Below are 24,001 nucleotides of genomic sequence, written 5' to 3' on the forward strand. Positions count from 1 at the left end.
TTAGAAACGGTAGTGAACGCTGGCGGTCACACCGCGCTCGGCGCCGAAGTAGCAGTACTCCAGCGAGTTGCAGGAGGCCACGTACTCCTTATCCAGCAGGTTGTTCACATTGAGGCGCGTTTCCACCCCTTCAACGCCGAGTTGGCTTAGATCGTAGCCAATAGTGGCATCCACCAGGGTGTAGTCAGGGACAGTTTCAGTGTTGGCTCGATCGGCGGCAATATCCGCATAGTGGCGTACGCCAACACCGACATCCACGCCGTTTAGCCAGCCCTTATTGGCCTCGTAGTGGCCCCACAGCTGTACTTGGTGGCGTGGGGAGTAAATCGCGTTGTTGCCCTGGTTGCCATCATCGCTTTTAGCGTAGGTGATGTCGGTGAAGCTATAGCCTGCCTGAACCGAGAGGGTATCCGTTAGCTGGGTTTGTGCTTCCAGCTCCAGTCCTTGGGATTCAATTTCACCTACCGCGCGGTAAGGGTCGGATGGCTGCACCTTGGTCGCGACATTCTCTTGGCTGATATGGAACAGCGCTGCACTGAATTGGCTGGCGCTGCCGTTAGGCTGGAATTTTAGGCCGGCCTCCCACTGTTCGCCTTCCATTGGTTGAAGCAGGTCGCCACTCTCATCGACGAAACTAGTGGGGGTGAAGGCAGTGGAGTAGCTTAGGTAGGGCGCTACACCATTATCAAACAAGTAGACCACACCGGCGCGGCCGCTGAACTGGGTATCGCTAAGTGAGCTGGTGTCACCGCTATCGCGGTTGGTATTGTCGATATTCACCCAGTCGTAGCGGCCGCCTAGCGTAAAGCGCCAGTTATCGACGGCGATTTGATCCTGTAGATAAACACCCGTTTGATCGATCTCGTGGCGTTCACGGGTAGGTGCGTAAAATTCAATCGGCCCGCTGCCATAAACAGGATTAAAGGCATTGACGGGGTGGAAATACCCAGTGGGCCACGATACGTCGTTTTCCCGCTGTTGGTAATCAACCCCGACAAGCAGGGTGTGATCCATAAAGCCGCTGCTGATGGTGGCTTCAAGCTGATTGTCGATAGTCCAAGCTTCTAGAGATTCATCGCTGCCAGAATAGTAGCGGGTTAATTCGTCAGAGGTGGGTGACGTCCAGCCATAGCCATAGACTTGATTAAGCACCACATCGGAGTTGAGATAACGCAGTAGCTGGCGGCCCGTTACGTCGTCATTAAAGCGATGCTCCAGGGTATAGCCAGCCATGCGCTGAGTACGCTCGTAGGCGTTGTAGTCGGCTTCGCCATCAAAGAAGTTGTTACTGATCTGCTTGCCGTTCCTGGGTACTACCGCTCCTTCATAGGGCACGCCGGAGTGGTAGCCGCCTTCGGGTTCATCCTGTAGATAGGCCTCAACCGTTAGGCTGGTGTCGTCGGTGATATCCCAGGTTAGCCGTGGCGCAATGGCATAGCGCTCCTCTTCGGCGGGGCCAAACTGGGTGTCGGCGGTACTGGCAATACCGGTCAGGCGAAACGCTACTCGCTGCTCTGCGCCAATCGGCCCAGTGAGGTCAAAGGCGGCACTGCGCTGGTTATTATTGCCTACCCGAAAACGTAGCTCACCGCCTTGTTCAAATTCAGGGCGCTTACTGTTTAGCGCCACCACACCACCCGGCGACGCGCGGCCATAGAGCACCGAGGCAGGCCCGCGTACCACTTCAATGCTGTCTAGAAACCACGGATCGATGCGCATACTGCTATGGGAGTTGGCATCGCCCATCACTTTAAGACCATCTAAGAACGTGTTGCTCAAGCTGCCGTCAGAAAAGCCACGTAGTACCAGGTAGTCGAAGCGGTTGGAGGCACCCACCTGGTTGCTGTAAACACCGGGCGTGTAATCGGTGGCGCGCTGAACGGTGCTGACCCCACGGTGATCCATTTGTTCGCGGGTAATGGTAGAAACGCTTTGCGGCGTTTCAATAAAAGGGGTGGTGACTTTAGTGGCCGCCTGCTGGGCGGTTACCGTCACAGTGCCTAGCGCTGTACTTTCCAGAGTACTTTCCTGCGCACTTGCCTGAGCGTAAACCGATGGTGCCGCGAGCGCCGCGAGAATAGCGGCACTGAGTGGAGAGCGTAACAAACGGCGAGGCATAAAAGACATGGGGGTGTACCTGCAATAAGAAGCAATTAACTAACGTGTTAATGAGAATTATTGCGTTTAATTGCTTTGGAAAGGTATGCGCTATGACAAAGAGGTTATGCGTGCTGCCAAAAAATGCAGCGCAGGGGAACTTACGGCAAGACGTTATGGGTAGTACGTTATGGATAGTACGTTAGCGATACTTGAAGACTTCATGCGGCGTGACACCAAAGGCCCGCTTATATGCTGTAGCAAAGTTGCTGGCGTGGCGGTAGCCGCAGGCGTGGGCAGTTTGCTGCACGCTATAACCTTTGCGCAAGTACGCCTGAGCTTGGGTCAGGCGACAACGCCGTAGGTAGTCGAATATCGAGCAGCCGTAACAGCGCTGGAACTTGGTGCGTAGGCTACTAGGGCTCATAGCGGCATTTCGGGCTAACTGCTCCAGCCGGTAATTCTGGTTGGGATAATGTTCGAGCTGCTTGCGCAAGAGCTCCAGGCGTTGGTGGTCGCGATGCGAAAGGTCTGGAGGGAGGCCTTCTTGTGTGTTTTTGTCACCGGGTTCCAGGCCAGCGGCAGGCAGGCCATGAGCTAGCAACTGGAACGCAAGGCCTTGCCATAATAGGCACAGCCGTTCTGCTGGCCAGTTCGATGCCAGTGCTGTCTCTAGGCTATGGCGAAGGAGCGGTGGTACTTGCCAAGTGTGTAGCACTGGGGTGGCTGGAGGGGCAACGTTAACAGGCGAGGAAGAGAGAGGCTCGAGACCATCTAGAATCGACACGTTGAGGGTGCTTAAGCGTTGTGGTGCAGGCTGGAATACCTCAAGCCTGGTCTGCTGGTTGAAGTGTGCACTGAAGGCGTCGCCAGCCTGTAACTGAAATGACTGGTGGCCGAGCCCCACATGGATGCAGCCCTCAAGTACCACACTGAGAAACCACGGAGCGGTACGACGGGAGGTGGAGGCATAAGCGTGCAGGACATCAAGATCTGAGTGCGTCACGCGTAGGGCCGGGGTGATCTCGATATCCATCACACGCCCGCGAGCTACGTAAGGCGATGGGGGGCGGTCAGGCGCTTCGGGAAAGCGGTAATCGATCCCGAAGCGCTGACCAAGGGCCAGCAGGTCATAGGTGGTGAGTGGCGCGAGTGTGTCGAGTGTCGCCATTCCCATTACCTCGCTGTTGAGCGGCTGCCTGCGAGTAGCGGGGCGGTGCTTAATACGCCATCGACCAGTTCAGGGTGTAGGTACGTCCGCGCCCTTGATAGTCGTAGAGGTATTCTGGACCGTAGTAGGGCGAATAGAACATGGCGGCCCGCTGGCCCCAAACGGTGGAGTACTGATCATCGAGTAGGTTCTGTATGCCCAGACTCACGGTGCCAAAATCGGTCTCCTGGCTGAGCGATAGATCGAGGGTAGTGTTGCCATCGATCTCACGATCCGCATCGTCTTTCAGGTCGAAAGTATGGCTGGCTTGCAAGCGCGCCGAACGCACGTAGTCGGTCCAGCCGATAAAGGCAGTGGAAGAGGAGAGCGAAGCATAGCGGGCGTCACGCTTCTCCCACTCCCCTTGGTCGTTCTCCTGCTCGGAGCGCACCAAGTGTAGGGTGCCGCCGACCTCCAGGCCGTTGTCGAAGTAACGGGTTACCGCGCTCTCTAGGCCAAAGTCGCGCTTCTTTTCGTCCACTACGCTGACGCTCAGATCCTGGGCGTTCTCTACCGCTTTGTCCGACCAAGCGTAGTAGAGTGCCGTTTGAGCCATCCAGTTACCCCCCTGGTAGCGCCAGCCTAGCTCCACCTGATCTGTCTCGATGGCAGATAGAGGGTTGTTATTGACACTCACCTCGGGGCTCTTGCCGTAGTATTTGGCGGGATCTGGCAGCTCGAAGCCCTGGCTAAACTGCAGCCAGTTCTGGTGACCGTTGCCGTAATCGTAGAGGGCGCTGGCATTCAATAGCGTGGCTTCGTAATCGTTCTTACCGCCGGGAATACCCTGGAAATCGTCCACTTCGACATCCATATGCTGCTGCCGCAACCCTGCGGAGAGCTTAAGCGCCTGGGTGGCTTGCCAGTCACCTTGGACGAAGCCCGAAAGCCCGTCCACCTGATAGCCTGGATAGCGGGGCTCAACACTTGAAGCCTGCTGCACCAGACCACCGGTGGTATCCGAGATATCGGTATCGAACAGCATCTGGCTGGCATCGAATTTTTCTCGATCCAGGTCGAGCCCGTAGGTCAACGAAACGTCATCACCCAGGCGCGACTCAAATAGCGCTTTAATGCCGCTTAAATCAGTGTTTTGTTGCGATGCGCGAAACTGCAGACCGTCGGCGACTGGGTAGGGAAATGCCTGAAAACTGGACTCTTCCTCCCGGTGAAACGCCTGCAGGTAGAAGTTTTGCCCCCACAGGTTAGCGTGGTGATAGTTGACGTTGACCAGCTTGCGGTCGGTTTCCGGATCGCGCTGTGAACGGTAGCCGTCGCGAATCTCGGCATCGTTCAAGTTGGGCGTGGCTGCGTCGAGGTTGGGAAAGTAAACACCCCGATTACCTTCGTAGCCGGAACGATACAGCTGGGCGCCCAGTTCCAGGCTCTGTTCGTCGGTCAAACGGAATGAGAGGTTGCCCAATACATCAATGCTGCGATTGTCCTGCAGGTCGGTCTGGGCAATATCGGGAAAGATCTCTTGGCCGCCGCCGTCGTAGTGACGGCCGTTGTCCACAATTGAGGTACCCAGGTAGCCCTGAACCCGCTCATTGCCGCCGCTGATCGATTGCGACAGGCGTCGATCCATATCATCGCTGTTGTTGAGGCCCGTGGTGATGCCAGCTTCGGTGCGCCAGTTCAGGCCTTCTTCGCCTTTGCGCGTAATGATATTGATCAAGCCCCCCGTAGCACCGCCGCCATACAGGCTGCTGGCGCCGGAAAGCACTTCTACACGCTCAATATTGAAGGGGTCAATGGCGTCGAACTGACGGGAAAGCCCACGCGAACTGTTCAGAGATACGCCATCGATAAGCACCTGCACGCCCCGACCACGCATGTTTTGCCCATAATTGGTGCGCCCTTGCGGTGCCAGATCCAGCCCCGGCACAAGTTGCCCCAATGCCGTCTTTAGGTCTGCACCATTGCGGGTCTGCTGTTGCAGCATCTCTTTGTCAATCACCCATACCGCGCCAGGTATCTGACTGATCTGGGTCGGGGTGCGGGAGCCAACCACTACCATGGTATCTTCAGCGTTTGCGTTTAGCGTGGATCCAGACGTTGTGTTTTGGGCGAAAACATTGCTGGAAAAGCCTAGTAATAGACCCGTGCCAATGAGTGCAGCCGTTGAAGAAGACCAGTCAGACATGATGAACAATCCGCGAGCAGTTAGGGAATAGGAGGCGGAGAGTATCACCACAACAGTCAATGTCAATGATATTGATTCGTGTTTATTGAGTGGGTATGACGCTCTTTACGTCATCAACATCAACGTATTAAGCCACCACTTAGTGTCGGCAATAGGCGTCGTAAGCCTATTGCCGTCCGTTCTGGGTTTAGGCGGGCTTGTTATCCTCTGAACCATCACTGTTCGGTTCAGGAGCGGGGGTTGGTGGTGCTTCTGCTTCAACGGGGGAAGGGCTCGTTGAGGTAGAAGCTTCCACGGCTGCCTCAAGGCTGGCCACTTGGCGCTCTAGAGCTTCAACGCGGGAGCGGGTGCGCTGTAATACATCCATCAAAATATCAAAGTCTTCCCGTGACACCAGCTCCAGCCTGTCAAAGGCACCACGCACTACCTGCTGTACGCCTTTTTGGATATCTTCCGGGGCTTGGGACGCGTTCTGTAAACGATCCCCAATTTGCTGGGCTAAACGGCTAATGCGATCTTGAGGCGCCATCGCTCTCTCCTTAAATGACCACGCATAAATGTGCACTGCTTACTAACTATAAGGATACGCAACCCGCAGTCGATGCGCATGCATCGTTTACAAATTAGCCTCTGGCTTCTCTTTATCGGCGGGGTGTATCGAAGGAGTGCATCGAAATGGAGCGCCGCGTTTTTATTAATGTTCTTTTATGGTGCAAGCAGGCAGTGGCGGCTGCTGCTAAGTCTTCCTTGCCACCGAATAATCTTGAGTTTTATAAAACAAACTGCTGACTTATAAGAAAAAAAAGTTGGGTGGCATGGTATGCGCATTAACGAGATAAGCAGTTAATTCGGGCGGCGCTGCCGCTACCTAATCCAGCAGGGGAGATCCGGGATGAAACTCATCACCGCTATCATCAAGCCATTCAAACTTGACGACGTTCGTGAAGCGCTCGCTGACAACGGCGTTCAGGGCATCACGGTGACTGAAGTTAAAGGCTTCGGTCGTCAAAAGGGGCATACCGAGCTGTATCGTGGTGCGGAGTACGTCGTCGACTTTCTACCCAAGATAAAAGTTGAAGTGGCCGTGGACGACACCCGGTTAGAGAGCGTATTGGAAGCGATCTGTAGCGCGGCTAACAGCGGCAAGATCGGTGACGGCAAGGTGTTTGTGACACCGCTTGAAGACGTTATTCGGATTCGGACAGGCGAACGCGGTGCAGACGCCGTTTGAAGCTGTTTTTTCGGATCATTTCTATAGTTCAACGGGGAACTTAAAATGAATGAGTTGACTGATCTGAGCTACGCGCTCGACACGTTTTACTTCCTAATTTGCGGCGTGCTCGTCATGTGGATGGCCGCTGGCTTCTCAATGCTTGAGGCTGGCTTGGTACGTTCAAAAAACACCGCCGAGATTCTGACCAAAAATATCGCGCTATTTGCGATTGCCTGCACCATGTACTTGCTGGTGGGTTACTACATTATGTATTCCAGCAGCGCGGGTGGCTTCCTACCCAACCTTGGTTTCTTGATTGGCGCTGAAAACAGCGTGGATGCAGTGACCGCAGGCGGTGATGATGCGCCTTACTACTCAATGCGCTCTGACTTTTTCTTCCAGGTAGTGTTCGTGGCCACTGCCATGTCGATTGTGTCTGGTGCGGTTGCTGAGCGCATGAAGCTGTGGGCTTTCCTGGCCTTCGCAGTGGTGATGACAGCCTTTATTTATCCGGTGTCTGGCTACTGGACGTGGGGCGGCGGCTGGTTGTCTGAAGTCGGCTATTCCGATTACGCGGGTTCCGGCATTGTTCACTTAGCAGGTGCCGCGGCTGCCTTAGCGGGTGTATTGGTGCTTGGCCCACGTAAAGGTAAGTATGGTAAAGATGGGTCTATCCACGCGATTCCAGGCGCCAACATGCCGCTGGCCACACTGGGTACTTTTATCCTTTGGATGGGGTGGTTCGGCTTCAATGGTGGCTCTGAGTTGAAAATGTCTGATATCAGCTCTGCCAACAACGTTGCTCAAGTGTTTGTTAACACCAACGCGGCCGCTGCCGGTGGCGTGCTTGCCGCACTGATTCTTGCCAAACTGTGGTTCCGTAAAGCGGACCTTACCATGGCGCTTAACGGTGCACTGGCTGGTCTTGTCGCGATTACTGCGGATCCTCTGTCGCCCTCTGCGCTAGGCGCTGCGGTGATTGGGGCGGTAGGTGGCTTGATCGTTGTCGCTGCGATCGTCACGCTGGACAAGCTGAAGCTTGATGATCCGGTCGGCGCTATCTCGGTACACGGTGTGGTGGGTATCTGGGGCGTGCTGGCGGTTCCGCTGACCAATGGCGACGCTTCTTTCGGCGCACAGCTGATCGGTATCGTTGGTATCTTTGGCTGGGTATTCGTTGCGAGCCTGGTGGTGTGGTTGGTGCTGAAAGCCATCATGGGTATCCGCGTTAGCGAAGAAGAAGAGTATGAAGGTGTCGATATTGCTGAGTGCGGTCTTGAAGCCTATCCCGAATTTAGCGTTAAGAAATAAGCTTACGCTAATGAAATGAGCTGGCGTGCTCTTTTGGCCTCCCCTAGCGGGAGGCCTTTTTGCCTTAGTGCATTGTTACAATCCATTGGCGCTGATTTTTTATTCTCTGCCTGTAGCGGTGTATGCTTAACGCTAACGGGCTTGGCTAACAGCAGTGTCCCGCCAACCTTTAATAAAAGGCCACCAAGCTAGAGGATGTCGCAATGAAATTGATCTCAGCCATTATCAAGCCGTTTAAGCTTGATGACGTACGCGAATCGCTCTCTGATATCGGCGTGCAGGGCATTACGGTAACGGAAGTGAAGGGCTTTGGCCGTCAGAAAGGTCACACAGAGCTATATCGTGGTGCAGAGTACGTGGTGGATTTTCTGCCCAAAGTAAAGCTAGAAGTTGCGGTAGATGACGATATGGCGGAACAGGTTATTGATGCCATTACGCAGGTTGCCAATACAGGCAAAATCGGCGACGGCAAAATCTTTGTCATGCCGCTGGAGCAGGTGATCCGTATTCGTACCGGTGAAACCGGTAAAGACGCGGTTTAATCGCGACGGGTGCTTCGCAGCCTAAAATTACCAAAACGCCCCGCTAAGCGGCCTGCTTAGCGGGGCGTTGCGTTGTTACTTCCGAGTTGGCAAACCTTTCCTTGCCTTCTATTTCTGACTCTTCACTTCTTACTTTTCACCCCTTACTTCTCAACAAAGGCACGCTCAATCACGTAATCGCCCGGCTCGCCCATCCGCGGGGAAATATTCAGGCCCAATTCGTCTAGCAGCGCGCTAGTGTCGTCGAGCATGGCGGGGCTGCCGCAAATCATCGCGCGGTCTTGGCGCGGATCAATCGGCGGAAGACCGGTATCTTCAAACAGCTTGCCGCTGCGAATGTGATCGGTCAGGCGCCCCATGGTGTGGAATTCTTCACGGGTAACCGTGGGGTAGTACACCAGCTTCTCGGCAATTTCTTCGCCTAAATACTCGTGAGCAGGCAGCTCTTTGGTAATAAAGTCGGCATAGGCAAGTTCAGATACTTCGCGCACGCCATGTACCAGCACAACTTTTTCAAAGCGCTCGTACACTTCTGGGTCTTGGATCAGGCTCATAAACGGTGCAAGGCCTGTTCCGGTGGAAAGCATGTAGAGGTTGCGGCCGGGAAGTAGGTCATCGCATACCAGCGTGCCCGTAGGCTTGCGGCTGACCATAATTTGGTCGCCAACTTGAAGGTGCTGCAAGCGCGAGGTGAGCGGGCCATCGGGTACTTTGATGCTGAAAAATTCCAGATGGTCTTCGTAGTTGGGGCTGGCGATGGAGTAAGCACGCATCAACGGTTTGCCGTTCACTTCCAGGCCAATCATCACAAACTGACCATTTTTGAAGCGTAGGCTACGCTCGCGAGTGGTGCGGAAGCTGAACAGGGTGTCGTTCCAATGGTGAACGCTGAGGACTTCTTCCAAGGCAAACTTGCTCATGCTAACTCCTCCAATGGGCAGAGTGGCCTAAGCCTCGTCTGCCATATTCTAAAAAAGCATAAAAGATGGCTAAATATGTTGCTGCTAATTCTAAATAAAGAGAGATATATCTGTTAAGCAAATTATACTGATAACACTTATCTAAAAAATAGATATGCCGCCGAAACAAGATAGGTTGTCTCTATGCATTACACCCTGCGCCAGTTGGAAGTCTTTGTGGCGGTCGCCCAGCACGAAAGTGTTTCTCAGGCGGCGCGTGCTCTTGCTATGTCCCAATCTGCTACCAGTACGTCGCTCGCGGAGCTTGAGCGTCAGTTTGACTGCCAGCTTCTCGACCGCATGGGAAAACGGCTGAAGCTTAATGCGTTAGGCTTTCAACTGTTGCCAAAAGCGGTGGCCTTGCTGGACAGGGCCGAAGAGGTAGAGGAACTGTTGCGCGGCCAGCAGGGCGTAGGCGCATTAGATGTGGGCGCAACGCTAACCATTGGCAACTATCTAGCCACTCTGTTGATCAGCGATTTCATGCAGCGCTACCCCGGCAGTCGGGTGCGGCTAGCAGTGCGTAACACGCGTCACATCATTGAGAGTGTACGCCAGCACTCGCTTGATTTAGGGCTGATTGAAGGGCAGTGCGACGACGATATGATTATCAGCCAGCCATGGGTAGAGGATGAGCTGTGCGTCTTCTGCTCGCCGCGCCACCCGTTGGCGGGTCGCGAGCATCTTGAGCTGGAACAGCTGTTGCGTGAAGACTGGATTATGCGCGAGGAGGGCTCTGGCACCCGCATGACCCTTGAGCACGCCGCGCGGCATCGGCGTAGTCGGTTTAATACCCTATTGGAGCTTGAACATACCGAGGGTATTAAACGGGCAGTAGAATCAGGCCTGGGGATTGGCTGCGTTTCCAGGCTAGCACTGCGTGATGCTTTCCGGCGTGGCAGCTTAGTGCCTCTGCCAACACCGGAATTAGACTTAAAACGTCAGTTCACTTTCATCTGGCACCGCCACAAGTACCTTACCACGGGGGTACGAGAGTTCTTGCGACTTTGCCGCGAGATGACCGCGGGTGCCAAGCGCAGCGATGATATTCCACTGCCGCCGATTCCTTAGTCACTCAATACGATAGTCACTCAATACGATAGTCACTCAATACGATGGCAAAACGTTGGGCGAGTTGACTGCTAGGGGAGCCGAAGGGTGTCGAGACAGCTTGAAGCTGCTGATGGTGCCCTTAAGATGATCAGCTTGCTCTTTCAGCTGTTCAGCGGCAGTGGTGGACTCTTCCACCATGGCAGCATTCTCCTGGGTCATACGGTCAAGTTCAGACACGGCGATATTGATCTGCTTGATGCCATCGCTCTGCTCACTCGTGGCGGAGTTGATTTCTTCCAACACATCGGTGACGCGAGTGATATGAGCGACTATATCCTGCATGGTTGCGCCCGCGTTTTGCACTAATGCGGTACCGTTATTGACTCTGCTTTGTGAGTCTTCAATGAGTTTTTGAATATCGTTGGCGGCTTCACTGCTGCGCCCTGCTAATTTGCGTACTTCATCAGCAACTACTGCAAAACCACGGCCATGTTCCCCTGCCCGGGCGGCTTCTACGGAGGCGTTAAGGGCCAGCAAGTTGGTTTGGAAGGCAATACTGTTCATTAGCGTGACGATTTCGCCAATTTTATGGGAGGCCTGGGAAATATCTTCCATCGTGGTAACCACATTGGCGACCACTTGCCCGCCTTCTTTAGCTACTTTCGAGGCCGTTTGAGAGAGCTTGTTGGCTTCTTGGGCCGAGGCCGCGGTGTGCTCCACGGTGCTGGTTATCTGCTCTACTGAAGCGGAGGTCTGCTGCAGGCTAGAAGCCGCGTTATCGGTACGGCGGGATAGATCCTGGCCGCCCAGGGCAATTTCGTTAGCGGCATGGTGCACCGATTCACTGCTGGTGCGTACATCGACCAATACCGCTTCCATTTTGCCCACAAAGCGGTTGAAAGCACCGCAAATCTGGGCCACTTCATCACGGCCCTGCTCGGGAAGTCGTCGGGTTAGATCGCCTTCGCCGCTGGCAATGTCATCCAGGGCATCACGCGCCCGTTCTAGGCCAGCGAAAGTACGTTTAAGCCACAGGCTCAACAGCAGAGCCGTGACAGCAATGATGGCGATTAGCGTCAACAATGAAGACTTGAGGATGGCACGCAGCCCTGCAGTGGCTTCATACTCGTCTAATGCCACGCCGAGTTCCCAGTCGGTTCCTGTGATGGGGGTCACTGAGAGTCGTTTATCCAGGCCATCGACTTCGATAGGCTCCCACGCGTCTTGCACAGTACTTAGCTGTTCGATGGACGCAGGGGACAGGGTGTCGCTAATTCGGCTCAGCGGTTTGAGCGTCAGTGCAGTGTCGGGGTGGGCAATCACTGTCTCGCCACCGCTACTTAGAAAGGCAAAACTCGAAGGTGTTGGCCGAATAGCGTTGACCTGACTGACTAGATTGTCGATGACGACATCGCCGCCGATCACCCCATACAAACGGCCATTACGCTTGACTGGCGTAGCAAAGGTAACCACTAGCTGATTGCTATTAGCGTCCACGTAAGGCAGCGAGACGATAGTACGATCCTGCTTTGTTGCTGCTTGGTACCAGCCACGCTGGCGTGGATCATAATCACTGCCTGGCACCCAGCCGTCGGACGAAAGATGGCTACCATCGGCTTGGCCGAAAAATGCCGTTAGGAAACCGCCTGACTCTGCTACCTGAATGAGTGGCGCAAGCGGGTCATTATCGATCACTGGCGTGCGCGCGGCTTCTAGTATGGCGGCTCGGGCATCAATCCACTCCTCAATGGCCAGGGCGTTACCCTGTGCAATTGAGGCCAACTGCTGAGTTACCTGCTGGTCATTATGTGTTTGCAGGGTCAGGTAGCTGACTGAGGCATTAATAGTCAGTGCTAGCGTAATTACCATTAACGTGATGATAAGAATACGCAAGCGTAGGGACGACAGCATGAATATAGTCTCGCTAGTTAGGAAAGCTAAGGCCTGAAATAGGCCACTTTGTAGGTACTATCTGATAAGTACTATCTGCAGCCCTACTATCGGCACCAATGATTACGACTTTAGGCGTATGCTTAAGATCGTGTAGTTATCGGTTCGCAAGAGGGAAAACACGCCCTGGAGTAAACTGAGCTAAGGCAGGATGGATTACGAGGTGGGCCTCGAAATGAGGCCTGGCAGGATAATGGCCGCCGGAGCCCAGCGTAGCGATGCACCTCCGCTACTGCTGATCTCATGGCGGCCTGATTTAATAGCCGTTTAGTACTGTGCCAGCGTTGGCGCAGGTAGTGTGTGCTGGCTCTGTGGGTGGCGGCTGTCATGTGCTTCAAGCGTGAAGCCACCCACCAGTGCATCGAGCCGATCCGCCTGATCTTTTAGCTGTTCGGCGGCGGTGGTGGACTCCTCCACTAGGGCTGCGTTTTGCTGAGTCATCTGATCTAGATCGGTGACGGCAATGCTTACCTGACTGATACCATCGTTTTGTTCTCGCGCGGCCGTGCTGATATCGCCGAGCATTTGAGTAACGCGCGTCACGCTTTGAGCCAGTTCATGCATAGCGGCTTCGGCATCACGCACCATTTGGGTACCGCTTTCTACCTTGCCTGCCGAGGCATCGATACGTTGGCGAATATCTTTGGCGGCGTCGCTGCTGCGCGAGGCGAGTTTACGTACCTCATCAGCCACGACGGCAAAACCACGACCATGCTCCCCAGCACGGGCAGCCTCTACGGATGCGTTTAGCGCCAGTAGGTTAGTTTGGAAAGCGATGCCATCAATGACGCTGACAATGCTCTGAATTTCATCAGAGTTGGTGCGAATATCCGTCATCGTGGCGACCACCTGCTCAAACGCACTGTCAGTACGGGACGCGAGCTCAGAGGCGGTTTGGGAAAGCCCGCTGGCTTCCTGAGAGGCGTGGGTGGTGTGACCAACGGTACTGCTGATCTCTTCCATGGCTGAAGAGGTCTGTTGCAGGCTGGCGGCGGCCTGTTCGGTACGCCGAGAAAGATCATGCCCTCCTTGGGTAATCTCATTGGCCGCATGGTTAACCGCTTCGCTGCTGCGCCGTACATCCAGCAAGATGGTTTGGATTTTCTCCGCGAAGGCATTGAACTGTTCTGCTACCGCTGCACTCTCGTCGCGGCCATGAACTGGCAAGCGTTGGGTAAGGTCACCATGTCCTGTCGCGATCTCTTCCATCCGGTTGGCTAGGCGTTTAAGAGGGCGTGCGATTCGTCCACCAATCCACCACAGTGCGCCGACACCAATGGCGGCCAGCAATAAGCCCACCAGTGTCATACCGAGGGTGTTTTGCTGACGCTGCTCACTAAGCACGTCTTGCAAGGCGTTCAGCTCGGCCAGTACCACTGACTCGGGAAGCTGCAGTACCAGCACCCAGGGCTGACCCGTATTGCCAAGAGCGATAGGCTGATAACGCTGGAACATACCGTCGGCCGTGCTGCTGTGTAGGTTGCCCTGCGTTGTTGCCTGCTCAATGCCTGCCAACAGCGTGTCACTTAGCGAATCGCTAGCGGGCAATCCTAAAGCTTGCCCCCCAGCGGTATCAGCTACCAAACCGCCACGTCCCGCCACCAGTGTCATCCGGCCAGCGCCGTTATAAAGCGCCTGGTTAGCATCGCTTAACAGGGTTTGGATAAAGTTAAGCGCTAAATCAATCCCCGCCACACCGCGAAACTCGCCATCTACCAAAATCGGTGCGTTGAACGAAGCGACTAGCTGGGTTTCGCCGCCGAAGTCGTAAGCTGCAGGGTCGATAATACAAGGAGCTAAGGTTTCCCGTGGACACAGGTAGTACTCGCCTTCGCGCACGCCGCTTGCCAGGGGCGTTTCGCTCTCTATGTCCTCACCTAGCGGCAGTATCGCCAGCTCGCCATCATCAGTGCGGTACCACCAAGGCATAAAGCGGCCGCTGGCGTCATGGCCGTAGCGCTCGTCACCTGCGTAGCGAGCGTCATCTCCAAAGGCGTTAGGCTCCCAGCCGATATAGGCATCCAATAGGTCTGGGTTATCGGCGACGGTTTGGCGCACAAGGTTTGATAGCTGTCGGCGGCTTAGGTAGAGCGCGCGTTGGCCTTCTGCATCATCCATGCCCATTAACGCATTGGTTGTGGCTAGTTGGCTGGCCAGCGTCATTGCTTTGTCCAGCTCGCGCTGAATGCGCTGGCCTTCCGCTTCGGCAATGGCGTTTAAGCGGGCATTCAGCGCGCCTTCCATGAGCTCACTGGTGTGGTCATCCACGGTTTGTTGGGTATGAGCGGCAGCGATCAGGTTATACACCACCAGGGCGGCCACAATGGCTAACAGGCAAGGACCTGCAAGTGCCACGACAAAAGAGCGTAATGAGCGAAAATGCATAGTGTAATCCCTAGGCGATATGGCGACGTTGGTTGTCAGGTGTTTGATAGGGCACTTGCAAAGCAGGCGTAGCAGCGTGGGACAGTTTAAAGCTGCTGATAGTCCCTGCGAGATGCTCTGCTTGCTCTTTCAGTTGCTCAGCAGCAGTAGTGGACTCTTCCACCATGGCAGCGTTTTCCTGGGTCATGCGATCAAGCTCGGCAACGGCAATATTGACTTGATTAATGCCATCGCTCTGCTCGCTGGTGGCTGCGTTAATCTCCTCCAGTACATCGGTAACACGGGTGATATGGGCAACAATATCTTGCATCGTCGCACCCGCATTTTGTACCAGAGAGGTGCCATTGTTGACTTTGCTTTGTGAGTCTTCGATTAGCTTTTGAATATCGTTGGCAGCTTCGCTACTGCGTCCCGCCAGTTTGCGGACCTCGTCGGCCACTACGGCAAAGCCGCGGCCATGTTCGCCGGCACGGGCCGCTTCTACAGAGGCGTTGAGTGCCAGCAGATTGGTTTGGAAGGCAATGCTGTTCATCAGCGTGACAATTTCACCAATCTTATTAGAGGCTTGAGAAATGTCTTCCATTGTTGTGACGACATTTGCCACCACTTGGCCACCTTCCTTCGCAACGTTTGATGCTGCATGGGAGAGCTGGTTGGCTTGCTGGGCGGATGCGGCAGTATGCTGAACGGTGCTGGTTATTTCCTCGATCGACGCAGACGTTTGCTGCAGGCTTGCGGCCGCGTTATCGGTACGGCGTGATAAATCCTGACCACCCATGGCAATTTCGTTGGCCGCGTGATGAACCGCTTCACTGCTTGTACGGACATCAACTAATACGGCTTCCATTTTGCCGACAAAACGGTTGAACGCGCTGGCAATTTGGGTCACTTCATCGTTGCCTTCTTCTGGCAAACGTAGGGTTAAATCGCCATCTCCCGAGGCAATGTTATCCATCGCGCTGCGCACGCCAAGCAGTCGACGAAGCATCAATGAAAGCAGAACTCCAAATATAACGGCGGTGATGGCCGCGACAATCAGCAAAGTGATAATCGAGGTAGTCGCAATGGCACGCAGGCCTGCGGTGGCTTCGTGCTCATCAAGCGCCACTACTAACTGCCAGCCACTACTGCCGCCCACTGTGCTGCCCATCAGCAGCTTGCCACTGTTTTGCAGCTCAAGCGCTTGAGGCTCTTCGGCCTGGATAATCTTGGCCAAGCTGTCGTTGGTTAGATCGCTGCTCAACACTGAGGACGGCTCAAGCGTTAACTCTGCGTCAGGATGCGCTACGAGCGTGCCATCTTCCGTCGTCAAAAAACCAAAGCTTGAAGGTGTCGGGGCGATACTGGCCACAATATCAATGACATCTTCAATGGTGATGTCTGCGCCAATGACAGCAGCGAGCTGCCCGTTACGGTAGAAGGGGCGTGCAAAGGTAACGATTAACCCCCCTGTTTGGGCATCGACATAAGGCGTTGTGATAATGGTGTCTTTGGCGTTGGCAGCGTCCTGATACCAGGGGCGTTGGCGAGGGTCATAATCACTAGGTGGCTGCCAGTTATCAGAAAAAACAGCATCAGACGTGGAGGGATAAGCCATATAGGCAGTCATGAAGCTTCCAGAATCAGCCAACTGACGCAATGCGGCAAGTGGGTCGCTGCTGCCAACAGCATCATCCATGCTGGCCAGCATGGTATAGCGAGCGTTAAACCACTCATTAATTGCCTGGGTGTTACCGTTAACGACGGCACTGAGATTGCGGCTTACTTGTTGATTGTTGTGATGCTTGACGGTGGTGTAGCTGGCTATGCCATTAATGATGAGGGCTACAATAATGGCCGTGAGGGCGGCTAGTAAGATGCGGGCTCGTAGGGAGGAAAACATGGTCGCTCTCTAAATCGTCAGGGGTCAGACGACTATCGGCAAAAGCGACCACTTCTTTAGCAGAAAAGCGTGCTTAGTGGGAAAGCGAGAGTGACGTAGAGAGCATTAGCGTAAGTCGCTAACGGCGTTTTGAATATCGGCCAGGGAAGCTTTACTCAAATCTTTTGAAAGCGTGTGAATGACCAACTTGTGGGTGGTGTTATCGAGCTTTTCTCGCAGTAGCCCAAGAAATTTCGGCGGCGCGACCATAATAAGCTTTTCCATGCTGTTATCGACGCGTGCGTCATATAAGCGCTTGGCAACTTCTTTGGCAAACAACTCATTTTCATGCTGCGAGGCGGCGCCCTCCTCTCCTGACGAGCGCGATGAGGTTGACGTAGATTCATGAACATCGGCACCGCGGCGATCGGTGATTAAATCACCTTCATGCAGCCTGCCTGCTGCGTGTACAAGGCTCTCATGCTCAGTGAGATTCAACGCATCACGGGTGAAAATACGCGCGCGGGCGGCGTCAGCTACCACGATATAGGTGGTCATCGTCGTACGTCCTCCTTGTCGTTAGTTACTCTCTAACCATGGCAATCATTTGCCGTTTGGTCAAACACTTGCGTAGCTAAAAAGGGGTTAAAGCACTTTGCTGCGCAGTAGGCTAGTAATGGCTTCGCCTATCAGTACCAAAATGATAATCGCGATCAAAATAGTAGCGACTGTCGGCCAAGCAAAGGTGTCGATAGCGCCTTGTAGAATCACGCCAATGCCACCTGCGCCAACGAGTCCCAGTACGGTGGATTCCCGGATGTTGATATCCCAGCGCAGAATCACGATGGCAAAAAAGGCTGGCATCACCTGGGGCACAATGGCGTAGGCGACCACTTTTGCCTTGGAAGCACCGGTGGCTTCCATCGCTTCCACCGGTCGGCGGTCGATTTCTTCAATGGCTTCACCCATTAATTTGCCGATAAAGCCAATCGAGCGAAACACAATCGCCAGAATCCCTGCTAACACGCCGGGGCCAAAAATAGCCACGAATAACAGCGCCCATATAATCGTATTAACTGAGCGGCTGGAGACCAGAATAAAACGCCCCAGCCATAGGCAAGCACGATTGGGGGTGGTGTTCTGTGCGGCGATATAGGCGACTGGCAAGGCGAGAAAAATAGTCAGAAATGTGGCTAACGTTGCGATATGTACCGTTTCCAGCAGCGCGTTCAGAATATTGCTTAACCCGGCAGCGCTGGGCGGCCACATGCGCGCACCCAAATTAGACATTTGGTTGGGAGCGTCCCATACCCAGGGCCAGAAAATATCAATATCGCGAACCGCCCAGAACACCAGCATCAGTGTGCCTAGCAGTACAGCGTAGCGGATTAAGCGTTCTTTACGGTCGTAGCGATGCCAAACACGGTCGGCAAGTTGCTGAGCGTGATCTACCATATTTTTTTCCTCACCCAGCCGCTGATGCCTTCACTCAGTAAAATAACCGCAATAATGACCAGTAGAATCGCAAAGGCGAAGTCGTAATCATAGCGACCAAAGGCATTCATTAATGTGCCACCGATACCGCCTGCACCGACGATGCCGACCACCGCAGAGGCGCGTAGGTTGCTATCAAGCTGGTACATCGATAGACCGACCTGGCGGGGCAATATTTGTGGAAAGACGGCGTAATAAAGCGTGGCAATGTAGCCTGCTCCTGCCGCGCGCATGGCTTCTACCTGCCCCCAGTCAATCTCTTCGATCTCTTCTGCTAGCAGCTTTCCAACAAACCCGATGGAGTAGAGAGTCAGCGTTAAAATACCTGCCAGCGGCCCAAAACCAACGGCCGCCACGAATAAAATAGCCACGATCACGGGGTGAAAGCTGCGCGAGATAATAATGACCGCGCGGCCAATCACGTAAATGGGCATCGGGGCGATGTTACGAGCGGCCATCACCGCAAAAGGAATCGATAAAAAAACGCCTAGTAATGTGGCGAGAATGGCAATTTGGAAGCTCTCTTTAAAGCCTGTCAGCAGCAACTCGTAACGTTCCAGGCTGGGGGGAAAGCCCCCGCTAAAGATGCGTGCTGCCCGCGGTAAGCCTTCTGAAATGCGCGCCCAGTTAAACGGCAAAGAACCGAAAGCCCACACCAGATAAATCGCAGCGACAATAAAAATGCCGTAACGGATGATGGGGTTGGCAATAAATGGCGGCTTTTTCCAGATGCGCGGGGGAGAAGGGGAGTCAGACGGCGTCATGTCGTGGCTCCTCTACGCGGGCATCGGGCTGCTCAGTAATGGCATCGTCAGGCGCTTCAATACCACCATAAATGGCATCTAGCGCGTCTTTGTTAAAGTCCGCAGGCACTCCATCAAAAATCATCTTGCCGTGGCGTAAGCCGACAATGCGCTCAGTGTAGGTTTTTGCTTGCGCAACGTTGTGAATATTGATCAATACCGGTAGCGAAAGCTCACTGGCAAGGCTCTGCAGCAGTATCATGATCTGCTCGGACGTGCGCGGGTCGAGCGATGCCGTTGGCTCGTCGGCCAGCAGCAGGTCAGGTTCTTGCATTAATGCCCGTACCACCCCGACGCGCTGGCGCTCACCGCCGGAAAGTTCATCGGCACGTTTATTGGCGTAATGAGCAATCCCAACGCGCTCCATGAGAGTAAATGCGCGCTCTATATCGGCTTGAGGGTAGCGACGTGAGATTGCTTGATAGAGATTAACGTAGCCAAGCCGCCCAGCAAGTACGTTCTCCATGACGGTGAGGCGATCCAACAAGTTAAATCCCTGGAATACCATGCCAATTTTGCGCCGAGCACGGCGTAACTCAGCGCCTTTCACATTCACCAGTTCGGTGCCGTTGAGTTTGATAGAGCCCGATGTAGGTTCTACTAAGCGATTGATACAGCGAAGCATGGTGCTTTTACCAGCACCGGACGCACCGACAATAGAAACAACGCTGTTGTCCTCTACCTTAAGATCGAGTCCTTTCAGCACCGCCTCGTTGTGGCCATAACGTTTGACCAGATTGGTAATTTCCAGCATGTGATTGTTTCCATCGAAAGTCGAATAATTGCGCCGCCGGAGACGGCGCAATCGCTGTTACTCCAGGTTTTCTCGTGTATAGCTCACGTCATTAGCTGCCTGGATGGTACGAATCACTTGCCAGTTATCTTTGTAATTAATCGGAATAAATTTTTCGACTCCTTCAAACTCCTCGCCAAGCTCGGTACCGACAAAATCGAAGGTAAAGAAGGCTTCCTCGATTTTTTCTACAAGATCTGGGTGTAGGTTGTGGGCGTAGTTATAGGAGGTAGTGGGGAATCGGTCAGATTCGTAGATCAGACGCACATCTTCCTCATCGTAAAGACCACGTGCTGCCATACGCTCGACTACTTCAGAAGCAACCGGCGCGGCATCGTAATCCCGAGCGACTACGCCCAACATCGATTGGTCATGGCTGCCCGAGTAAACGACGTCGTAATCCTCTTCGGGGGTGATACCAAGCTCTGGTAATAAGGCACGCGGCGCTAGATTACCGGAGTTGGACGTTGGTGAGGTGTGGGCAACACGCTTACCCTTGAGGTCTTCCAGGCTCTCAATATCTGAGTCTACGTGGGTAAATAGCTGCAGGGTGTAGCCGAACTGACCATCATCTGACCCCATCAGTGCAAAGGGTACCGCGCCTGCTAAGTTAACGGCAAAAGGGGTAGGGCCGGTCGAGAAGCCAGCAATGTGTAAGCGCCCGCTGCGCATGGCTTCCACTTGTGCGGCGTTAGATTGGACAGCAAAGAAGCGCACATCGCGTTCGGTAACGTCGGATAGATGATCAATAAAGGGCTGCCAGATATCCGAATAAATGGCCGGATCCTCTACTGGGGTATAGGCAAAAATAAGGGTGTCCGGGTTTGCCCACCCAGACTCGTCGCTTGGCCGATCAGCCACCATGTCGCCGTTTTCATCGCAGTACAGTGGATCCAAGTCACCGCGCTCGCATTCTGCCAAGGCATTGGTAGAGAGGAGTGCGAAGGGGAGCAGTGATGCAGCCGCTAGCATGGCAAGCGGGCGCTTGCAGAAACGTGATGTTTCCATAGTTAGCCTCTTATGTGCGTTATTTTTGTGTTGTGCTATCCACTATCGAATTCAGCGCTTCTTTTACTGCGCGTGCGTTTCGCAAGTGGACATTTGTAGCGCTAGATGTTTATTTTTCGAAAACGATCTCTCTCAATCTAGGATTTATTACAAAGATATGTCAAACACTTTCACAGCCACTTTCTACCATTGGCGAAATCGCTATCTTTTGATGCGCCATGGCCATAGCCAAGCGAATGAACAAGGCCTCATTATTAGTTCGCCTGGGCGTGGGCTTTGCGATTTCGGCTTGTCACCTCTGGGCGAAGAGCAGCTCTCAACCGTCATTGAGCAATGGCGTTGGCCGACGCCCACCAAGGTGGTGCACTCGGACTTTTTGCGGACAACACAAACCGCTGATCGAGTCGCTAAAGCGTTTGGCTTAACGCTGGAGAAAGAGGAGCGCCTTCGTGAGCGCTACTTTGGTGAGCTCGATGGCCAATCGGATCGGCATTACCCTGACGTATGGGCGTTAGATGCCCAGGATGCTGGCCATCAACAGCATCAGGTGGAGGCGGTAAGTCACGTCGCCAAGCGTATGTGCGCAGTTGTTGAGCAGCTGGAGCGTCGCTGCGAAGGCGAGACGGTGTTGGTGGTGAGTCATGGCGACCCATTACAGATACTGCTCACAGCGCTCGCCAATAAACCGCTAACGCAACACCGCGAGCAGCCTGCCCTGCAGCCTGCCAGCATTACCCCGCTGGGGAGTTAGTCGGTTTTGGGTGAGGGTGCTGGTGAGGGTGGGATCCAGGCAATCATATCCACTTCTACATCGGCCCCGCCGGCAAGACCGGTGACGCCAATACAGGTGCGGGTTGGCAGCGGCTGTTTGAAGTAGCTGGCATACACGCGATTAACCTCGTCAAAGTGGCCCATATTGGTAATAAATACGCGTGACTGCACGACGTATTCAAAGCGACTGCCCACTTCTTCCAACATGATGGCTAGGTTTTGCATGACGCGATGAGTTTGTTCGGTAAAGGTGCCCAACAGCATTTCGTTGGTTTCAGGTACGGTGGGCATCTGGCCGGTAATAAATACCAAATCGCCCACTCGGCAAGCGTGCGAAAAGGGAGCAATCGGCTGTGGGGCGCGGTCAATAAATAGCTTTTCCATCTTGAACGGTCTCTCTTGTGTCGATGAGTTGGCGCCGCTCGATATAAGCGAAATACAAAGATGGGCCTTCAATGAGGCCCATTGCTTTATCAATTGCTTTACTTAGTGCCCCAAAATTTGGCTCAAGAATAGCTGGGTACGTTCTGACTGCGGGTTATTAAAGAACGGCTCAGGAGCGTTTTCTTCGATAATTTGCCCTTGGTCCATAAAAATCACCCGGTCGGCGACGGTTTTGGCAAAGCCCATTTCATGGGTCACACACAGCATGGTCATGCCTTCATTAGCAAGCTCCACCATGACGTCGAGCACTTCCTTGATCATTTCTGGATCAAGCGCCGACGTTGGTTCGTCGAATAGCATCACGTCAGGGTGCATGCACAGTGAACGGGCAATGGCGACCCGCTGCTGCTGGCCGCCGGAAAGCTGCCCCGGGTACTTAAGCGCCTGTTCAGCAATACGCACCCGTTCTAAGTACTGCATAGCCATTTCTTCTGCCTCGCGGCGCGGCTTTTTTTGCACCCACATGGGCGCTATACAGCAGTTTTCCAGCACTGTTAAGTGAGGGAAGAGGTTGAAGTGCTGGAACACCATGCCCACGCTACGGCGGATCTGCTCGATACGCTTAACGTCTTGGGTAAGCGGTACGCCGCCTACCACGATATCGCCTTGCTGGTGCTCTTCCAGATGGTTAATGCAACGAATCAAGGTTGACTTGCCCGAGCCTGAAGGCCCGCAAATAACGATACGCTCGCCGCGCTTTACTTCCAGGTCGATATCGCGCAGCACGTGAAAATCGCCGTACCATTTATTAACGCCGCGCATTTCAACCATCAGGTCAGAAGTGGGGGTGCCAGAGATGTTGGTGGCTGCTTGAGTCATGTCTCTATCCTGCTAAAAAATCGTTAATAAAAGCGGCGTTAGCGCTTATGGCCGGTGTGCAGCTTGCGTTCTAAATACTGGCTATAGCGCGACATGCTGAAACAGAAGATCCAGAACATGAAGGCGGCAAAGACATAGCCTTCTAGCGAGAAGCCTAGCCAGCGTGAGTCAGCCAACGCCGCTTGTACGATCCCCAATAGGTCAAATAGCCCGATGATCATGACCAGGGTGGTGTCTTTAAACAGCGAAATGAAGGTGTTCACGATGCCGGGGATCATCATCTTCAGCGCCTGAGGAAGCACAATCAGGCCCATGCGTTTCCAGTAGGTCATGCCGAGCGCAGCGGCAGCCTCTTCCTGACCCTTAGGGATGGCCTGCAGGCCACCACGAATAACCTCGGCCATGTAGGCACTTTGGAACAGTGTTAAGCCGATTAGTGCGCGTACTAGGCGGTCGACGCTCATATCGGAAGGCAGGAAAAGCGGCAGCATTACCGAAGCCATGAATAGCACCGTAATCAGTGGTACCCCGCGCCAGAACTCGATGAATACCACGCAGAAGCTTTTCACAATGGGCATATTGGAGCGTCGCCCCAATGCCAGCACAATGCCGATTGGCAGCGCGCCAACCATACCGACGGTGGCCAGCAGTAGGGTCAGCATTAAGCCACCCCAGCGGTGCGTGGGCACGCGAGGCATGTCAAAGTAGCCGCCGTGCAGCAGCACATAAGCAACGATGGGGAAACCGACGAGAGCGAATACCGCCACCCAACGTTTGAGGGGCAGGCGGGGAATTGCTAGCCAGGCTATCAGCGTAAAGAAGCCAGCAAAGACGATGTTGGCTCGCCAGATTTCTTCACGGGGATACAAGCCGTAGATAAACTGGGTAAAGCGTGCATTGATGAAGACCCAGCAAGCTCCTTCCCGAGAGCAGTCATCCCGTGTGGTACCTATCCAGTCAGCATTCAAAAACGCCCACTGAACGGTGGGAACAACAAGCAAATAGAGTATGTAAAGCCCGATCAGGGTAAAGATGGTATTGATCGGGCCATTGAACAGATTGGTACGTAGCCAAGCAATCGCCCCGACAGAACTACTGGGGGCTGGCCGCTCTTTAATGATTGTTTGATTATGGATCATGTA

The 24,001-nt window shown here is 54.0% G+C and carries 21 protein-coding genes; 5 read left to right on the forward strand and 16 right to left on the reverse strand.

Annotated elements, in window-relative coordinates; translation table 11 throughout:
- From JFC11_RS04145 to JFC11_RS04160, 4 genes are all read right to left on the reverse strand, one after another.
- Positions 1 to 2,118 (reverse strand): TonB-dependent siderophore receptor, encoded by a 2,118-nt coding sequence (locus JFC11_RS04145; RefSeq protein ID WP_422822558.1) that lies wholly within the window; start codon positions 2,116 to 2,118, stop codon positions 1 to 3.
- Between the two features lie 181 nt (positions 2,119 to 2,299).
- Positions 2,300 to 3,268 (reverse strand): helix-turn-helix transcriptional regulator, encoded by a 969-nt coding sequence (locus tag JFC11_RS04150; protein WP_232482765.1) that lies wholly within the window; start codon positions 3,266 to 3,268, stop codon positions 2,300 to 2,302.
- Between the two features lie 49 nt (positions 3,269 to 3,317).
- On the reverse strand, positions 3,318 to 5,453 hold the full coding sequence (locus JFC11_RS04155; RefSeq protein WP_232482766.1) for a TonB-dependent receptor: 2,136 nt from the start codon (positions 5,451 to 5,453) through the stop codon (positions 3,318 to 3,320).
- 187 nt (positions 5,454 to 5,640) lie between these two features.
- Positions 5,641 to 5,982 (reverse strand): accessory factor UbiK family protein, encoded by a 342-nt coding sequence (locus JFC11_RS04160; protein WP_038479490.1) that lies wholly within the window; start codon positions 5,980 to 5,982, stop codon positions 5,641 to 5,643.
- A 363-nt stretch (positions 5,983 to 6,345) separates the two neighbouring features.
- Between JFC11_RS04160 and JFC11_RS04165 the strand changes: the two genes are divergently transcribed.
- From JFC11_RS04165 to glnK, 3 genes are all read left to right on the forward strand, one after another.
- Positions 6,346 to 6,684 carry a P-II family nitrogen regulator gene (locus JFC11_RS04165; protein ID WP_198348780.1) on the forward strand — a complete coding sequence of 113 codons (339 nt, stop codon included), beginning with the start codon at positions 6,346 to 6,348 and terminating at the stop codon, positions 6,682 to 6,684.
- Between the two features lie 45 nt (positions 6,685 to 6,729).
- Entirely contained in the window at positions 6,730 to 7,977 is a 1,248-nt protein-coding gene (locus JFC11_RS04170; protein ID WP_038479484.1) for an ammonium transporter, read from the forward strand.
- A 203-nt stretch (positions 7,978 to 8,180) separates the two neighbouring features.
- Positions 8,181 to 8,519 (forward strand): P-II family nitrogen regulator, encoded by a 339-nt coding sequence (gene glnK, locus JFC11_RS04175; RefSeq protein ID WP_009098335.1) that lies wholly within the window; start codon positions 8,181 to 8,183, stop codon positions 8,517 to 8,519.
- Positions 8,520 to 8,662: 143 nt separating this feature from the next.
- On the opposite strand, the gene JFC11_RS04180 is transcribed toward glnK, so the two are convergent.
- Complete coding sequence (locus tag JFC11_RS04180) at positions 8,663 to 9,439, reverse strand: ferredoxin--NADP reductase (protein ID WP_038479478.1); 777 nt, start codon at positions 9,437 to 9,439, stop codon at positions 8,663 to 8,665.
- A 183-nt stretch (positions 9,440 to 9,622) separates the two neighbouring features.
- On the opposite strand from JFC11_RS04180, the gene JFC11_RS04185 reads away from it, so the two are divergent.
- Positions 9,623 to 10,549 (forward strand): LysR family transcriptional regulator, encoded by a 927-nt coding sequence (locus tag JFC11_RS04185; RefSeq protein WP_009723195.1) that lies wholly within the window; start codon positions 9,623 to 9,625, stop codon positions 10,547 to 10,549.
- A 36-nt stretch (positions 10,550 to 10,585) separates the two neighbouring features.
- On the opposite strand, the gene JFC11_RS04190 is transcribed toward JFC11_RS04185, so the two are convergent.
- From JFC11_RS04190 to phnD, 8 genes are all read right to left on the reverse strand, one after another.
- Complete coding sequence (locus tag JFC11_RS04190; protein WP_198348781.1) at positions 10,586 to 12,442, reverse strand: methyl-accepting chemotaxis protein; 1,857 nt, start codon at positions 12,440 to 12,442, stop codon at positions 10,586 to 10,588.
- Positions 12,443 to 12,748: 306 nt separating this feature from the next.
- Entirely contained in the window at positions 12,749 to 14,866 is a 2,118-nt protein-coding gene (locus JFC11_RS04195; RefSeq protein WP_198348782.1) for a methyl-accepting chemotaxis protein, read from the reverse strand.
- A 10-nt stretch (positions 14,867 to 14,876) separates the two neighbouring features.
- A complete protein-coding gene (locus JFC11_RS04200) occupies positions 14,877 to 16,748 on the reverse strand; it encodes a methyl-accepting chemotaxis protein (protein WP_198348783.1) in 1,872 nt (623 codons plus the stop codon).
- 105 nt (positions 16,749 to 16,853) lie between these two features.
- On the reverse strand, positions 16,854 to 17,285 hold the full coding sequence (locus JFC11_RS04205; protein ID WP_038479465.1) for a host attachment protein: 432 nt from the start codon (positions 17,283 to 17,285) through the stop codon (positions 16,854 to 16,856).
- Between the two features lie 87 nt (positions 17,286 to 17,372).
- Positions 17,373 to 18,182 carry a phosphonate ABC transporter, permease protein PhnE gene (gene phnE / locus JFC11_RS04210; protein WP_038479462.1) on the reverse strand — a complete coding sequence of 270 codons (810 nt, stop codon included), beginning with the start codon at positions 18,180 to 18,182 and terminating at the stop codon, positions 17,373 to 17,375.
- Positions 18,176 to 18,985, reverse strand: a complete 810-nt coding sequence (gene phnE, locus JFC11_RS04215; RefSeq protein ID WP_038479459.1) for a phosphonate ABC transporter, permease protein PhnE — start codon at positions 18,983 to 18,985, stop codon at positions 18,176 to 18,178. Before phnE (JFC11_RS04215) ends, phnE (JFC11_RS04210) begins: the two co-directional genes overlap by 7 nt.
- On the reverse strand, positions 18,972 to 19,778 hold the full coding sequence (gene phnC / locus JFC11_RS04220; protein WP_038479456.1) for a phosphonate ABC transporter ATP-binding protein: 807 nt from the start codon (positions 19,776 to 19,778) through the stop codon (positions 18,972 to 18,974). Before phnC ends, phnE (JFC11_RS04215) begins: the two co-directional genes overlap by 14 nt.
- A 57-nt stretch (positions 19,779 to 19,835) precedes the next feature.
- Entirely contained in the window at positions 19,836 to 20,825 is a 990-nt protein-coding gene (gene phnD / locus JFC11_RS04225; RefSeq protein ID WP_038479453.1) for a phosphate/phosphite/phosphonate ABC transporter substrate-binding protein, read from the reverse strand.
- Positions 20,826 to 20,982: 157 nt separating this feature from the next.
- Between phnD and JFC11_RS04230 the strand changes: the two genes are divergently transcribed.
- On the forward strand, positions 20,983 to 21,576 hold the full coding sequence (locus JFC11_RS04230) for a histidine phosphatase family protein (protein WP_038479450.1): 594 nt from the start codon (positions 20,983 to 20,985) through the stop codon (positions 21,574 to 21,576).
- Here JFC11_RS04230 and JFC11_RS04235 read toward each other — a convergent pair.
- The 3 genes from JFC11_RS04235 to JFC11_RS04245 all read right to left on the reverse strand — a co-directional run bounded on the left by JFC11_RS04235 (position 21,573) and on the right by JFC11_RS04245 (position 23,998).
- Entirely contained in the window at positions 21,573 to 21,980 is a 408-nt protein-coding gene (locus tag JFC11_RS04235) for a RidA family protein (protein WP_198348784.1), read from the reverse strand. The genes JFC11_RS04230 and JFC11_RS04235 overlap by 4 nt on opposite strands.
- Before the next feature lie 102 nt (positions 21,981 to 22,082).
- The gene (locus tag JFC11_RS04240) at positions 22,083 to 22,811 is read right to left on the reverse strand and encodes an amino acid ABC transporter ATP-binding protein (RefSeq protein WP_009723183.1); all 729 of its coding nucleotides are present in this window, start codon (positions 22,809 to 22,811) and stop codon (positions 22,083 to 22,085) included.
- A gap of 86 nt (positions 22,812 to 22,897) precedes the next feature.
- On the reverse strand, positions 22,898 to 23,998 hold the full coding sequence (locus JFC11_RS04245; protein ID WP_095603451.1) for an amino acid ABC transporter permease: 1,101 nt from the start codon (positions 23,996 to 23,998) through the stop codon (positions 22,898 to 22,900).
- Positions 23,999 to 24,001: the final 3 nt, after the last annotated feature.

It is taken from the genome of Vreelandella alkaliphila (assembly GCF_016107625.1).
GTDB lineage: Bacteria > Pseudomonadota > Gammaproteobacteria > Pseudomonadales > Halomonadaceae > Vreelandella > Vreelandella alkaliphila.

Coding starts and splice junctions, on each gene's coding strand:
- JFC11_RS04200 (WP_198348783.1), bottom strand. CDS start 16,748: ATGTTTTCCTCCCTACGAGCCCGCATCTTACTAGCCGCCCTCACGGCC.
- JFC11_RS04235 (WP_198348784.1), bottom strand. CDS start 21,980: ATGGAAAAGCTATTTATTGACCGCGCCCCACAGCCGATTGCTCCCTTT.
- JFC11_RS04160 (WP_038479490.1), bottom strand. CDS start 5,982: ATGGCGCCTCAAGATCGCATTAGCCGTTTAGCCCAGCAAATTGGGGAT.
- JFC11_RS04165 (WP_198348780.1), top strand. CDS start 6,346: ATGAAACTCATCACCGCTATCATCAAGCCATTCAAACTTGACGACGTT.
- JFC11_RS04205 (WP_038479465.1), bottom strand. CDS start 17,285: ATGACCACCTATATCGTGGTAGCTGACGCCGCCCGCGCGCGTATTTTC.
- JFC11_RS04155 (WP_232482766.1), bottom strand. CDS start 5,453: ATGTCTGACTGGTCTTCTTCAACGGCTGCACTCATTGGCACGGGTCTA.
- JFC11_RS04230 (WP_038479450.1), top strand. CDS start 20,983: ATGTCAAACACTTTCACAGCCACTTTCTACCATTGGCGAAATCGCTAT.
- JFC11_RS04240 (WP_009723183.1), bottom strand. CDS start 22,811: ATGGTTGAAATGCGCGGCGTTAATAAATGGTACGGCGATTTTCACGTG.
- phnE (WP_038479459.1), bottom strand. CDS start 18,985: ATGACGCCGTCTGACTCCCCTTCTCCCCCGCGCATCTGGAAAAAGCCG.
- phnD (WP_038479453.1), bottom strand. CDS start 20,825: ATGGAAACATCACGTTTCTGCAAGCGCCCGCTTGCCATGCTAGCGGCT.
- phnC (WP_038479456.1), bottom strand. CDS start 19,778: ATGCTGGAAATTACCAATCTGGTCAAACGTTATGGCCACAACGAGGCG.
- JFC11_RS04190 (WP_198348781.1), bottom strand. CDS start 12,442: ATGCTGTCGTCCCTACGCTTGCGTATTCTTATCATCACGTTAATGGTA.
- JFC11_RS04195 (WP_198348782.1), bottom strand. CDS start 14,866: ATGCATTTTCGCTCATTACGCTCTTTTGTCGTGGCACTTGCAGGTCCT.
- glnK (WP_009098335.1), top strand. CDS start 8,181: ATGAAATTGATCTCAGCCATTATCAAGCCGTTTAAGCTTGATGACGTA.
- JFC11_RS04170 (WP_038479484.1), top strand. CDS start 6,730: ATGAATGAGTTGACTGATCTGAGCTACGCGCTCGACACGTTTTACTTC.
- phnE (WP_038479462.1), bottom strand. CDS start 18,182: ATGGTAGATCACGCTCAGCAACTTGCCGACCGTGTTTGGCATCGCTAC.
- JFC11_RS04245 (WP_095603451.1), bottom strand. CDS start 23,998: ATGATCCATAATCAAACAATCATTAAAGAGCGGCCAGCCCCCAGTAGT.
- JFC11_RS04145 (WP_422822558.1), bottom strand. CDS start 2,118: ATGCCTCGCCGTTTGTTACGCTCTCCACTCAGTGCCGCTATTCTCGCG.
- JFC11_RS04150 (WP_232482765.1), bottom strand. CDS start 3,268: ATGGCGACACTCGACACACTCGCGCCACTCACCACCTATGACCTGCTG.
- JFC11_RS04180 (WP_038479478.1), bottom strand. CDS start 9,439: ATGAGCAAGTTTGCCTTGGAAGAAGTCCTCAGCGTTCACCATTGGAAC.
- JFC11_RS04185 (WP_009723195.1), top strand. CDS start 9,623: ATGCATTACACCCTGCGCCAGTTGGAAGTCTTTGTGGCGGTCGCCCAG.